10 protein-coding genes, 1 tRNA gene and 1 riboswitch are annotated in these 13,319 nt (G+C 67.1%); of the genes, 8 read left to right on the top strand and 3 right to left on the bottom strand.

Annotated elements, in window-relative coordinates; genetic code table 11:
- Positions 1–89 precede the first annotated feature (89 nt).
- Positions 90–1,346 (top strand): cation:proton antiporter, encoded by a 1,257-nt coding sequence (locus tag F8O06_RS02485; RefSeq protein ID WP_192496807.1) that lies wholly within the window; start codon positions 90–92, stop codon positions 1,344–1,346.
- Positions 1,347–1,348: 2 nt separating this feature from the next.
- Here the strand turns inward: F8O06_RS02485 and F8O06_RS02480 are convergent, their stop codons facing one another.
- Positions 1,349–1,852: an FBP domain-containing protein gene (locus F8O06_RS02480; RefSeq protein ID WP_158037287.1), complete on the bottom strand. Its 504-nt coding sequence runs from the start codon at positions 1,850–1,852 to the stop codon at positions 1,349–1,351.
- 205 nt (positions 1,853–2,057) lie between these two features.
- Complete coding sequence (locus F8O06_RS02475; protein WP_158037286.1) at positions 2,058–2,510, bottom strand: hypothetical protein; 453 nt, start codon at positions 2,508–2,510, stop codon at positions 2,058–2,060.
- A gap of 67 nt (positions 2,511–2,577) precedes the next feature.
- Positions 2,578–2,689: riboswitch (TPP riboswitch) on the top strand.
- Here F8O06_RS02475 and F8O06_RS02470 point away from each other — a divergent pair.
- Positions 2,686–3,393, top strand: coding sequence for a TenA family protein (locus F8O06_RS02470; protein ID WP_158037285.1), 708 nt, complete (start codon positions 2,686–2,688; stop codon positions 3,391–3,393). (Overlaps the previous riboswitch by 4 nt.)
- A 240-nt stretch (positions 3,394–3,633) precedes the next feature.
- Here the strand turns inward: F8O06_RS02470 and F8O06_RS02465 are convergent.
- Positions 3,634–3,707 (bottom strand) — tRNA-Met (locus F8O06_RS02465).
- 863 nt (positions 3,708–4,570) lie between these two features.
- Here F8O06_RS02465 and F8O06_RS02460 point away from each other — a divergent pair.
- From F8O06_RS02460 to F8O06_RS02435, 6 genes are all read left to right on the top strand, one after another.
- Positions 4,571–5,824 (top strand): sensor histidine kinase, encoded by a 1,254-nt coding sequence (locus F8O06_RS02460; protein ID WP_225733339.1) that lies wholly within the window; start codon positions 4,571–4,573, stop codon positions 5,822–5,824.
- Complete coding sequence (locus F8O06_RS02455; RefSeq protein WP_158037284.1) at positions 5,821–6,615, top strand: response regulator transcription factor; 795 nt, start codon at positions 5,821–5,823, stop codon at positions 6,613–6,615. The genes F8O06_RS02460 and F8O06_RS02455 overlap by 4 nt, the downstream gene beginning before the upstream one ends.
- A gap of 184 nt (positions 6,616–6,799) precedes the next feature.
- Positions 6,800–7,588 carry an ABC transporter ATP-binding protein gene (locus tag F8O06_RS02450; RefSeq protein ID WP_158037283.1) on the top strand — a complete coding sequence of 263 codons (789 nt, stop codon included), beginning with the start codon at positions 6,800–6,802 and terminating at the stop codon, positions 7,586–7,588.
- A gap of 1 nt (position 7,589) precedes the next feature.
- Positions 7,590–10,304, top strand: coding sequence for an ABC transporter permease (locus F8O06_RS02445; protein ID WP_158037282.1), 2,715 nt, complete (start codon positions 7,590–7,592; stop codon positions 10,302–10,304).
- Between the two features lie 142 nt (positions 10,305–10,446).
- Positions 10,447–10,794 carry a TraR/DksA family transcriptional regulator gene (locus F8O06_RS02440; RefSeq protein ID WP_158037281.1) on the top strand — a complete coding sequence of 116 codons (348 nt, stop codon included), beginning with the start codon at positions 10,447–10,449 and terminating at the stop codon, positions 10,792–10,794.
- 98 nt (positions 10,795–10,892) lie between these two features.
- The gene (locus F8O06_RS02435) at positions 10,893–13,268 is read left to right on the top strand and encodes a hypothetical protein (RefSeq protein WP_158037280.1); all 2,376 of its coding nucleotides are present in this window, start codon (positions 10,893–10,895) and stop codon (positions 13,266–13,268) included.
- Positions 13,269–13,319 lie beyond the last annotated feature (51 nt).

Below are 13,319 nucleotides of genomic sequence, written 5' to 3'. Positions count from 1 at the left end.
TGCGAAAGCCGTACTGCCTTCATTGTGTCAGGCAGGGCTGACGGATGCTCACCCAGGCTGCCTCGCCTGCTGTGCATAGACTGAGAGTCGTGCAGCATCTCACGCTCAGCATCGCCCTGCTCCCCATTCTTGCCGTGGTCGCGACGCTCATCACCCGCTTCATCGGACGGATCGCACCAGTGCCTCTGCCCGCGATCGAGATCGTGCTGGGCGTGATCGCCGGGCCTGCGGTGCTCGGGCTCATTCAGCCGAACGAGATGATCTCGGTGCTCTCCGAACTCGGCGGCGCCTTTCTGTTTCTGCTCGCCGGCACCGAGATCGACGTGCGCGCGATCACCGGCCGACCGCTGCGACGAGCGGCAGGTGCCTGGGTGATCTCTTTCGCCGTGCTCTTCGCCCTCGGCTCGGTGGCGGCCGGAGCCGCCGTCGCCCCGGTCATCGCGATCGCGCTGTCGTCGACCGCCGTGGGCATGCTGCTGCCCATTCTGAAGGATGCGGGCGATCTGGGGTCACCCTTCGCGACGTCGGTCGTGGCCAACGGTGCGGTCGGCGAGTTTCTGCCGCTGATCATGATGTCGCTGCTGCTCTCGGGGCGCACGCTGAGCACGTCCCTGCTCGTACTCGTCATCTTCGCCGTGATCGCCGTGTTTCTGCTGTGGCTGGCGAATCGCATCCCGCATGCTCGACTCCACCGGTTCATCCGCGAGACCCAGCACACCAGCAGCCAGTTCGCCCTGCGCCTTGTGATCATGATCATGGGCGTCCTGATAGCCCTCGATCTGCTGTTGGGCATCGACACCCTGCTGGGCGCGTTCACTGCGGGCATGGTGCTGCGCGTGCTGCTCTCGGACGCCCCGCATGAGGATGCCGCGTTCGTCGAATCGAAACTGCAGGGCATCGGCTTCGGGCTGCTCGTGCCGATCTTCTTCATCAACGCCGGCCTCGGCTTCGATCTGCAGGCGCTGTTCGCGTCGCCGATTCTTCTGCTCATCACTGTGGGTTCGGCGCTCGCGCTGTTCGTCGTGCGCGGCCTGCCCGGAATGCTCACCGCCGCACGAGGCTCCTCGGCCCGGTCACGGTTTGCACTGGCTGCTTACACCGGCACCGCACTGCCGATCATCGTCGCCGCGTCCACACTGGCCGTCTCGCAGCAGATCATCGGCAGCGGTCTGGCAGCCGCGCTGATCGGCGGCGGGCTGCTCTCCGTGATCATAGGACCCGTCGTCGGCGCCACGCTGCACAAGCCCCAGGGGCAGACGGGCGCAGGCGGTCAGCGCGGAGACGCGGCGAGTGCCTCCCGAGACGAAGACCCGGGAGACACTCCGTTCGTCACCACGCTGGGCTGAGCTCAGGCGGCGCCGAGCAGAGACTCGGCGAAGCCTGCGACCCGTGTGCGCAGGTCGTCGATACGCTGCTGACGCGCGGCGAGCACGTCGTATCCCTTGTAGAACGCCGGCGGGTCGTTGCGCACGTTGTGCGAGCACTGAAAGTCGTCGCAGATCAAGGTGCCGACGGTGTCGCCACGGCGCCCCGCGGCCCCGGCGCGCTTCGCGCTCCAGAGCACGACCGGGTTCGGCAGCCGCACGTCACGGCACCAATGGCACATGGTCGGTGTGCGAGGGGCGGCCGCGGCACGCGTCAGCAGCACGCCGACCGGGTCGCCGTCGAGGCGCGGCAGCACGACATAGGCGCGTCGCGCATACTTCGGGTCGCGCCAGCCCAGGTAGTCGAGCTGCTGCCAGTCTTCTTCCGTGAGTGCGGCGAAGTCGTCGCGAAATGTGAGCTCTTTCGTCTCTCGCCGTGAGGCGTTGACGAACGAAGAGCGGATGAAGGATTCGGTGAGAGTCTGCATGAGTATGCCTTTCACGGCGCGCGGCATCGCAGAGACGCCGCTTCGCCGGGAGAAATGGTGAGTGAGTGATCAGGGTCGCTCGACCGCCGCGCCTGGCCGGATGTCAGGCACGGTGGGAGCATCCGCGCTAATCGTCGTCGGCGAGTGCTTCGCCGACGACCTCCTCGCGCTGTGCATACATCTCTCGGTAGTTCACGCGGACAGTCTACTCAGATGCTCCCGCAGCGCGACGCACCAGCGCACGCACCTGAGCATCCACCGCGTCGTTCCAGGCCGCAAGGGCGAACGAGGTCGGCCAGATCGCACCGTCGTCGAGCTGCGCGTCTTCGCTGAAGCCGAGCGTCGCATACCGAGTGTCGAACTTGGACGACGGCTGCAGGAACACGATGACTTTGCCGTCACTGGCGTACGACGGGAACCCGTACCAGGTCTTGGCTTCGAGATGCGGAGCCTCGTCGGCCACGATCACGTGCAGACGCTGCGCGATCACCGCGTCGAGCCCGTCGAGTGCTTCGATCGCCGCGACGCACGCCTCGTATTCGCGCGCCCGCTTCGCCGCGCCTTTGACGCCGCTGATCGAGCGCAGCTCTTCGGCGCGCTGACGCATCGCCGCACGCTCGCTCGCGCTGAACCCGTCGGTGTGGTCTGTGTCTGTCATGTGCGGTCTTTCTCTCGGGGTGTTCTGCCAGCGTAATCGAGGCGCCCTGCGCCTGCTGCTACGCTCGTCAGTACCACACGGGTGCCCCGGTCACGGGGCTGAGATCGGGCTGCCGACGCCTGCGACCGTCGAACCTGTCCGGGTCATGCCGGCGAAGGAAGAATGGGAGTCCCTTATGCACGCAATCACCACGCCCGATCACAACGAGACGTCTGCTGCCCGCGCGAGCGGAGCATCCGCCGGCGAACGCTTCACCGACTCGCTGCGCGACGACAATGCAGCCAACTGGCAGGCGGTCGTCGGGCACCGCTTCGTCTCGGAGCTGTTCGACGGTTCGATCGACGACTCGGTGATGTGCCGGTATCTGATTCAGGATCACCGCTTTCTCGACGGCTTTCTGGCTCTGATCGGGGCGGCTGTGGCGAGCGCCGACAGGTTGGATGCTCGACTGCGGCTCGCAGCATTCGCCGGCGACGTGGCGGGCGACGAGAGCACGTACTTTCTGCGCTGCTTCGCGAAGTTCGGGGTGAGCGAGGCCGACCGCGCGAAGATTCCGGACACGGCTGCCACTGCCGGATTCAAACGGGTCTTTCGCGATGCCGCCGACACCCGGAACTACACCATCATTCTCTCGGTGCTGCTGGTGTCGGAATGGTCGTACCTGAGCTGGGCGATGCGCGCACCCGAGCAGGCACCCGCAAGCTTCGTGCACGCAGAGTGGATCACGCTGCACGACAACCCGCCGTTCAGACAGCTGGTCGAGTTTCTGCGCAGCGAACTCGATCGTGTCGGCCCGGCTCATGCCTGCGAGGCTCGGGAGTTCTTCGGACGCACGGTGCAGCTTGAGCTCGACTTCTTCGATCAGTCGTACGAGCTGCGGTGACCTGCAGGCTGGTGGGCTCTGGTGCATGGGGGCTGGTGAGTACCAGCCGGTGAGCGCTGGCCGGCCAGCCCCGATGAGTGTGAGCCCGCCAGACTTTGTGAATGCTGGCAGGTCGGGCCCGATGAGTGTCAGCCAGCCGGACTCTGTGAGTGCTGGCAGGTAGGGCCTCGGCCGAGAAATGCAGAAGGTCGGAAGCCCAATTGGGTTTCCGACCTTCTTCGCACCGCGTCGGCGCATCTGTTGCGGGGGCTGGATTTGAACCAACGACCTCCGGGTTATGAGCCCGGCGAGCTACCGAACTGCTCCACCCCGCGGCACAAGAGATAACAGTAGCACCGATGTGCGCCTGCGTCCACTCTGCGCCGGTTCTGCCCTGGTTCCGGTTGAGTTTCGCCGGCTCTGCATCGGTACTGGCTGGTTCTGCAACGGTGCTGGGAGGTCTGAATCAGTTCTGCCGAGTTCTGACACTCCTTCCTCTCCCCTCCCCGCTGAATCCTGACATATCAAATGCCGCCCCACGGCATCCGATCAACGAAAGTACAAAACCCGCGACCATCAGCAAACGATGCCCGCCACTTCTACACACTCATGTCTGAGCATCCACACCATTCAACGGCTTCTATGCACTCGCGGCCGCCCGCACACCCTCTCGTGCACGACACCTCCATCCCAGGCCGGCCAACTACAGCCAGTCGCCGCAAATGACGCCCCATGGCGTCCAGACATGCCAAATGGCATGACTCGATGCTTCTGCACGACAGTTCCCATGCCTCGGTCGGGAGCGAACGGCAAATCCCAAGACTGGGTACAAGAAAACAAGACGGGCGGGCAGAGGTGACAAGGCAAGGACAGGTGCAGCGGCAAGGACAGGTGCGTCAGGGAAACATCCTTCTGCGGGATGACCCCGGACCAGCGGGCGCACCCTACAGTTGGGAGTGTGAGCAGACCGACAACTTCGAGCGCTGAAGCCCAGCCGACACCAGTCGTTCTGGTTGCAGCGCCCGTCGAGAATGCTCCAGCAGTATCTTCAGAGGCAGCAGCACGAGCAGTGAGCGCAACAGCGGCAACAGCGGCAACAGCAGATGCAGTACCAGCAGGCGCAACGCCGCCGGCAGCAGCACCGCTGACAGCGACGACGGCGTTCGCCCATCGCCCGCGCCGAGGGATGGTCGGTCGCGTGCTGCACTGGTTCGCGAGCCATGTGCAGCTGGTCGACACACTGTTGGTCGCCGCACTCTCTGCGATTCTGGTTCTGCCCTTCGCCCTGGTGGGCATTGGCAGCACCTTCGACCACACGAACTGGCAGAACGACACCTGGACAGGCTTTCTCTTCTCAGTGCTCGTCACGCTGCCGCTGATCTGGCGGCGCACCCGTACCGTGCCGGCTGCGATCGCGATGGCCTCGGTCTGCGTGGTTCAGGTCGCGCTCGGCGTGCAGGTGGTGCCCGCCGACGCACTCGTGCTCATGATGGTCTATGCGCTGGCCGCCTACGCCCCACGATGGGCTTCGATCAGCGGATTCTGGCTGGCGATCGCCGGTGCCGCCGCCCTCATCGTGCGGTACCGCGCGATGCCGGTGCTGACATCGACCGATTCCGCAGAGGGAATTCAGGAACCTGCACAACCGCTGTTCCAGATCGTCCTGGCCGTCACCATCTTCTTCGGCTTCATCGCCGCATCGGTCACCGCGGCCTGGCTGCTCGGTGCGATCACCCGCAATCGCATCAGTCAGCAGCGCGAACTGCGCGAGCACGCCGAACGTCTCGAGATTCAGCAGCAGCAGGAACGCGACCTCGCCGCAGCAGACGAACGCGCCCGCATCGCCCGTGAGATGCACGACGTCGTCGCTCACTCACTCTCGGTGATGATCACCCAGGCCGACGGCGCCCGCTACGCGTCGCAGAACGACCCCGAGATCGCCCGGCGCACCCTCGAGACCATCGCCGAGACCGGCCGTTCGTCGCTGCACGAGATGCGACGCCTCTTGGGAGTGCTGCACGACGACTCCGGCGCCGAGACACGGCCGATGCCCACCATCGCCGACATCCCCGACCTCGTCGACACCGTGCAGCTGTCAGGAACCCGCGCGAAGCTCACCATCAGCGGCGACGCCACCCGCGCCGATCGTCTCACCGCCGGCGCCCAGCTCGTGGCCTACCGGGTGGTGCAGGAGGCCCTCACCAACGTCCTCAAACACGCGGGCCCCGGACCGCAGGCGACCGTGACCCTGCACTGGGGCGAACACACGCTGCAGCTGCAGATCGACGACGACGGTCGTGGCGCCCTGAGCAGCGACGACGGAGCAGGCAACGGCCTGCGCGGCATGCGCGAACGCCTCGCACTCTATGACGGCAGTGTGCAGGCGGGCCCGCGCGCCGGCGGCGGCTTCAGCGTGCAGGCGACGCTGCCCTACGAGAACGGAGCCTCATGACCACGCCCGCCTTCGATCGCGCACAGACCGGCCCGGCTGAAACGTCGCGAAACGACGCTTCGCACATCGACGTCGCGATCGTCGACGACCAGGCGCTCGTGCGCGGCGGGCTGGGCATGCTGGTCGACTCCCAGCCAGATCTCACGGTCACGGTGCAGGCAGACAACGGGCGGGATGCCGTCGAAAAGCTGCGAGCGCACCCCGCCGACGTCGTGCTGATGGACGTGCGCATGCCCATCATGGACGGCATCGCTGCAACGGCCCGAGTGCTCGCCGACCACCCCGAGACGCGGGTGATCGTGCTCACCACCTTCGACCTCGACGAATACGTGCTGCGGGCGATCGAGGCGGGAGCCAGCGGCTTTCTCCTCAAAGACGCCCGCCCCGAAGAGCTGCTCACGGCCATTCGCACCGTGTGCCGCGGCGATGCCGTGATCTCGCCGTCGATGACGCGTCGCCTGCTGGCGCACGTCGTGCCGATGCTGCAGACCAGAGCAGCGGCGGATGCCGGAGCTCGCCCGCCCCGCTCCCCCGCGCCCGCAGACCTCCCGAGCACCGCATCCGCCCGCGCCGCGATCGCGACGCTCACACCACGAGAACGCGAGGTTCTGGTGCTGATGAGCGAAGCGCTGTCGAACGCCGAGATCGCCGCCCGACTGCATCTGTCAGAGACCACGGTGAAGACGCACGTGGGCCACGTGCTGATGAAGCTCGATGCGCGGGATCGCGTGCAGGCCGTCGTACAGGCCTTCCACGCGGGCATCGCGGCGCCCGCGCCTGAGTGCGCCTGAGTTCGGCTGAATCGCGACGATCTGCTGAGCGCAGGCAGGCACACCCCGATCAGGGGAATCTCCTCCTGCAGGATGAGCTCTCGAGAATCCTCCTTCGGCATGACGCGCACGCCGATGTGCTCGACGATGCTGTGGGTATCAGGTCGCAGCAGGCTCGCTCGGCCGAACACCACAGAGGAGCGTCATGACCCCGGATTCAGACCCGACCATCCCGGTTCGCACCATCTCAGCGCGCACAGCCGACAGCGTCGAGACCGCCGTGCGCGCCGTCGACCTGTTCAAGGTCTACGGCCGCGGCGACACCCAGGTCACCGCCATCGACCACGTCGACGTGAGCTTCGGTCGTGGCGAGTTCACCGCCATCATGGGCCCGTCGGGCTCGGGCAAGTCATCGCTGATGCACGTGCTCGCCGGTCTCGACACCGCGACCTCAGGACAGGCCTGGATCGGCGGCACCGAGGTGACCGGCCTGCACGACCGCCAGCTCACCCAGCTGCGCCGCGACCAGGTGGGCTTCGTCTTTCAGTCGTTCAACCTCGTGCCCACGCTGACCACCGAGCAGAACATCACGTTGCCCGCTCGTCTCGCGCGGCAACGCGTCGATCAGGAGTGGTTCGCCGAGGTCGTGCACCGCCTCGGTCTGCAGAAGCGGCTGAAGCACCGCCCAAGCGAACTCAGCGGCGGCCAGCAGCAGCGCGTGGCGATCGCCCGCGCCCTGCTCACTCGCCCCGATGTGATCTTCGCCGACGAACCGACCGGCAACCTCGACTCGACGTCGGGTGCCGAGGTGCTCACGCTGCTGCGCCGCAGCGCCCGTGAGATGAGTCAGACGATCATCATGGTGACGCACGACCCGGTCGCCGCTTCGTATGCCGACCGTGTGCTGGTGATCGTCGACGGGCGCATCGCCGACGACCTGCGCGCCGCCGACACCGACCAGATCATGCAGGCGCTCAGCCGGCTGGGGGCGTGAGATGCTGCGCACGACTCTCTCCACTCTGCGCGCACACTGGTCGCGCCTTGTCGCCGTCGCCATTGCGGTGGTGCTCGCCGTCGCGTTCGTCGCAGCGACACTCATGCTCAACGCCTCCTTTCAGCAGACGCTGCGGAACACGCTGGGCTCAGATCTGACCAATGCCGACGTACTCGTCGAGCCGCAGCCTGCCGGTTCGAACGACGCCGCCCACGGCGACGACGGTGGCGACGAGGCGGGCGCAGGCGGAGCGTCCGCCGCACGGCTCACCGTCGGCCAGCTGCACGCGGTGCAGCACCTGCCGCAGGTCGAGGCGGTCGGGGCCGATCAGACGGCCTCGCTCGCTCTCGAGCACGATGGGCGCAGCCAGCCCGTGTCTGCCAGTGTGCAGCTGCCGACGCCGCTGCGCCCACACGCACTGGTCACCGGTGCCTGGGTGACCGGCGACGGCCAGATGACCATGGATGCGAAGGGCGCCGACCAGCTCGGGCTGCACGTGGGCGACCAGGTGCGGTTCGCGAGCACGGGTGGATCGCCAGTCGAGGTCACGCTGGTCGGGCTCACCGAGACGAGCAGCTCCCCGGGCAGCGGCATGGCACCCCAAGTGGCATTGTCTGAGACTTCGCTGCTGGCCGCGCTCATGAGCACCATGCCCCCTGTTGCCGCCTCGAACCCGGCGGCCACCGACGACCTGCTGCCGATGACGAGCATCCGGGTGCAGGCCAAGGCCGGCGTCTCGCCCGACCAGGCGCGGGATGCGGTGGCCGGGGCGATCTCTTCGGCGACGCCGGCGGCAGCGGGCGACACCGTCAGGGTGCGCACCACTGAGCAGGTCGTCGCCGATCAGCTCAAGCAGTTCACCGGGCAGACCGATGTGCTGACCGGAATGCTGCTCGCCTTCGCCGTGATCGCGCTGATCGTGTGCGTGCTCGTCATCTCGAACACCTTCTCGGTGATCGTCGCACAGCGCACTCGCGAACTCGCGATGCTGCGCTGCCTCGGCGCCAGTCGCGGGCAGGTGCGTGGCAGCGTGCTGCTCGAGGCGCTGGTGATGAGCGTGGTCGCCTCGGTGCTCGGCGTGGTCGTCGCGGCGCTGATGATGTCGGGCGCCGTCGCCCTCTCGCGTTCGAGCGGCAACAGCATGCTCACCGAGCTGTCAGTGCCGGTGTCATCGGTCGTGGTCGGTGTACTCGCCGGCGTGGTGATCACACTGATCGCCGCCTGGCAGCCGGCGCGCTCGGCGACGCGGGTGGCGCCGCTCGCCGCGCTGCGGCCCGAACTGGCCACGCCGACCAAGACCCGCGCCGGTCGCGCCCGGGTGATCGTCGGCCTCGTGCTCTTCGTCGCCGGCACCGCACTGCAGTGGTACGGCTGGACGACCGCGCACCGGCCGGTGTCCGAAGACGCTGCAGAGCAGCAGCTGCTGCTCGGCCTCGGCGGCGGCGTGCTCGGCTCGGCGCTGAGCATCGTCGGCGTGGTCCTGCTCGCAATCGTGATCGTGCCGCCGCTGGTGCGGGTGATCGGCTCGTTGCTCGCACTGACCGGTGTGCCGGGACAGATGGCGACCCTCAACGCGTCTCGGAATCCGCGACGCACTGCGGCAACGGCATCCGCGCTGCTCATCGGCGTCACGCTGGTGACCACCGTGTTCACCGGCGCGTCGGTGGCCAAGGCGACCCTGCTCACGGCCGTGGACGAGGCCCGACCGGTCGACGTCAAAGTGTTTCTGACGCCGCCGAGTCGTGAGGCGAGCACCGACCAGCAGTGGATCGACGATCGCGTGCAGCGGCTCGCCGCGATCGACGACGTGCAGTCGGTCGGCACTGTGCAGGGAATCGTCGTGGGCGACTCGCCGTCGTTCGTCGGGCAGAACGCCCCGACCTCGGCACAGCTCACCCAGCTCGAGGCAGTCGATCCACAGACCTGGCAGCAGGTGGCGAAGGCTCCTCTGCCGGCGACCTCGCCCGACACAGTGACCGTCGTCGACGAGGCGCTGCCCGACGCAAGCGTGCCCGGCGGAGAGATGAGCATGACCGGGCCCGACGGACGAACCGCGTCTCTGCACCTGCAGCACGGCATGAAGAACTCGTACTTCGGCGCACTGGTCGACGAGCCCACGCTCGATCGGGTGGCGAGTGAGATCGGAGTGCCCGTCACCACGACCAGCATCATCATGCAGCTCGCCCCGGGTCTCGACGCCCAGGCGGTGCAGCATGTGGCCGAGCAGATCGGCACGATCATGCCCGACGACTACGTGTCGCCCGCCCAGCTCGAAAAGCTGATGTATGAGCAGATCATCGACGTTCTGCTGTCGATCGTGACCGGACTGCTCGCGATCGCGGTGGTCATCGCGGTGATCGGGGTGACGAACACGCTGTCGCTGTCGGTGATCGAACGGGTGCGTGAGAACGCCCTGCTGCGAGCGCTCGGCCTCACGAAGCGTCAGCTGCGCGCGATGCTCGGCATGGAGTCGGTGCTGGTGTCGATCGTGGCGACGACGATCGGCCTGGTGCTCGGCACGGCGTACGGGCTGCTCGGCGTGGGCATTCTGTTCGGGCAGACGATCGGAACCGGCGTCGAGATCTCGTGGCAGCTGCCGTGGGTGCAGTATCTGCTGTTCGTGGTGATCGCCGTGCTGGTCGGGCTGCTGGCCTCGGTGCTCCCGGCCCGGCGTGCGGCCAGGCTGTCGCCGGTCCAGGGGCTCGCCAGCGAGTAGGCCTGCGCAGCAGACCGCCAGGCGCGCGACGGCGGTGTCTCGGGAACGTCTCCCGTGACACCGCCGTCGTCTGCGTGCGCGGCGCTCGCGGGACTGTTCCGGTGTCGCTGCTGCGCTCCGAGCACGTGGCAGAATCGCAGATATGACACCAGATGCGCTGATCGCCGACCTGCATGACCGGCTGGTGGCTGCGCAGGAGCGCGAACGTCGGGCAGCCGCGCAGCTCGCCGAGGTGCGACGTCTGCAGGCCGGCGGTGAGTCTGACGACGAGCACGACCCCGAGGGCGTGCCGGTTTCGTTCGAATGGTCGAAGGCTGCGGCAGTGCTCGAGGCGGCTCAGGCCGAGCGTGTGGCGCTTGAGGATGCAGTGCGTCGCGCCCGTCTCGGAACCTACGGGGTCTGCGCCCGCTGCGGCCGCCCGATCGATCCGCGGCGTCTGGCGGTGCGCCCTGCTGCGACGCTGTGCATCGACTGCGCACAGCTCGCCTGACCTGCCGACTTCTTGCACAGCGGTCGCTCCCGCGCCCTGTGAGAGTGCGCTGTCTTCTTAGTCTCGTGCCGAATCATCCGTCTGCGGAAAGGCACATCATGAACGAATTCGTCACGCGCTCCACACGAGCCGTCAGCCGACAGTCTGGCTCTGGCGAGCATCCGCCGAACGCACCCGACGACCGCCTGCGATCAGGTCCGGAGCTCTCTGTGCGCCGTCACTGGTCGGCGGCCGCCGCCGCAGCGGTCATGATGCTGCTCATGCTCGTGCCGATGCTCCCGCTGCTGCCCACACCGGCACATGCGCTCGGCGGCGGTTCGACCCATACTGGTCGGTACGAATACGGCATCGCGCCGGTCTGGATGGGGTCGTACCGGCTTGACGACGGCCGTATCGCCTGGTGTGCCTTCGACCCCGATCTCTTCGCACCGACAGCCTCCGACTACACCTATGGTGACTGGCAGCAGGAGTCATCGTTCGTGAGCGGAAACGGAGTTGATCTCACCGGCGAGCCGCTGGAGCGGGCGGCGTACATCCTGGCGACTTGGGGAGACACAGAGGACGAATTCACCGCTCGTGCGGTCTACCGTGCCCTGCACCACCACACTGGAGTCGGCTTCGCCCTTCCAGCCGGCGAACGACTCACCGCCGATACCGCCGAACTCGCCGATCGTCTGTGGCAGGAGGCCGGCCGGTTCGGCGGCCCGCACACGCTGGCCGACCCCCGACTCACCTCCCAGCACGGCGGCCAGCAGGTCGCAGCCGACCTCGAGACCCCGCGTGGGCGCAGCGGAGAAGCGATGCCTGGTGAGGCGGTGGCCTCGATCACCGGCCCCGGCGTCTGGGAGCAGACCGGCACGAACACCCTCTCATTCGATGCCGACGGGAGCCATCGGATCTTGGCCACCGGAACCGGTGAGATCACAGTGAAAGTCGCTCGAGCGGTTCCGAGCACGCACCTGCTTGTCGCGCACCCGACTCAAACGGGCGCACAGCGGATCGTCGCGTCAGCTGAGAACGTGCCGATCTCTGCGCAGTCACGCGTGGGCGTCGTCGATCGTTTTCAGCCGGAAGCCGACACCACGGCACAGACCTGGCACCATGACGGCTCTCGGGCCGACGAGACGCCGAAGCTCGGGGCGCCGCTCGTCGACACTCTGCACGTTCGCACCAGTCGAGATACCTCGTGGCTGCCTTACGTCGACGGTTCAGGGCAGATTCCGGCGACCTTCACAGTTGACTGGTACTACTCGCCGCGCCCGCTGCCTCGTTCTCCGAAGCCGCCGGCCGAAGCGGAGCACTTCGACCGGGTGCAGGCGGTTGCGACCGGCCCCGGCGATCTCGTCGTCTCATCGAAGCGTGTGATCGATCGGTCAGGCTGGTTCTATCCCGTGGTCTCCTTTCGTGTGGCCGACCAGCCAGAGCATCTTCGTGGGCGCTTCGTGAGCGACTTCTCAGCAGACTTCCACGCTGAGCGAGAGCAGACGGTGATCCCGTGGCAGCCCAGCGTGGTGACGCAGGCGTCTGAGATCGTGGACGGTCAGGTGACCGATCTGATCGCCGTGAGCGGCAATGATCCGGCGGCCGAACTCACCGTGGTGTCAGAGCTGTGGATGTCACGGGAACCGGCGCATGCCGAAGGGCTGACGGATGCTCCCGCCGATGCCGAACGACTGGCCACGGTGTCGACGACGGTCATCGGCAATCAGACGGTGTCGACCGCTCCCGTTGACGTGCCGTGGTCGCGCTTCAAAGGCGAGGAGGTCTGGCCGAACCTGTACTGGGTCGAGCACATCGACCGATCACCGAGCACAGAGCGCTGGCAGGGCAGGCATCTGCTGCCCCATGAGACGATCACGCTCACTCGCCCGACCGCAACGACGAAGACGGCGGAGCATCTCGTCGCCGGAGAGCAAGCGACAGACACCGCGACTGTGAGCGGAACCATCCCGACCTCGAACGGCTCGGAGACCGTGCACACCGAGCTGACGTTCTCGCTGTACCGGTTTGACGATTCGACTGACGGAGGCGCACAGCCAGTGTGTCTGGCGCCGATGTGGACCCAGCCGAAGCCCATTGCGGTGACGAAGCCGGGCGACTATGTCTCTGACCCGGTGACGATCGAGGTTCCGGGCACTTATGGGTTCCGGCATCATCTCTCGACCACCGTCACGCGAACGTCTGACGCCGGAGCTGGCGCATCCGGGGAGTCGGACGCTCATGAACAGGCACGGACGACCATGCTGCACGAAGGTGAGTGCGGCGCTGACGGCGAGACCGTGGTGGCGGTGTCTGCACCGGTACCGGCTGTCGACGGGGAAGCTGCTCCGCCTGCCGAGCACATCGCACCGGCGGCAGCGACGGAGATCGCCCTCGCCGCGACCGGTGTCCCGGCTCCGGTGATCTGGGTCGCGGCCGGAGTCTCGATGCTGGTTCTCGGCGCGGGCATTGTGCTGCGCAGAAGGCTTCTGTGACGACCGGAGAGCAGAGGCGACGGCAGCCGGACCCCTTCTTCAGGGCTCCGG

It is taken from the genome of Pseudoclavibacter sp. CFCC 14310 (genome assembly GCF_008831165.1).
Lineage (GTDB): Bacteria > Actinomycetota > Actinomycetes > Actinomycetales > Microbacteriaceae > Pseudoclavibacter_A.
This window is presented reverse-complemented; position numbering and strand designations above follow the sequence as displayed.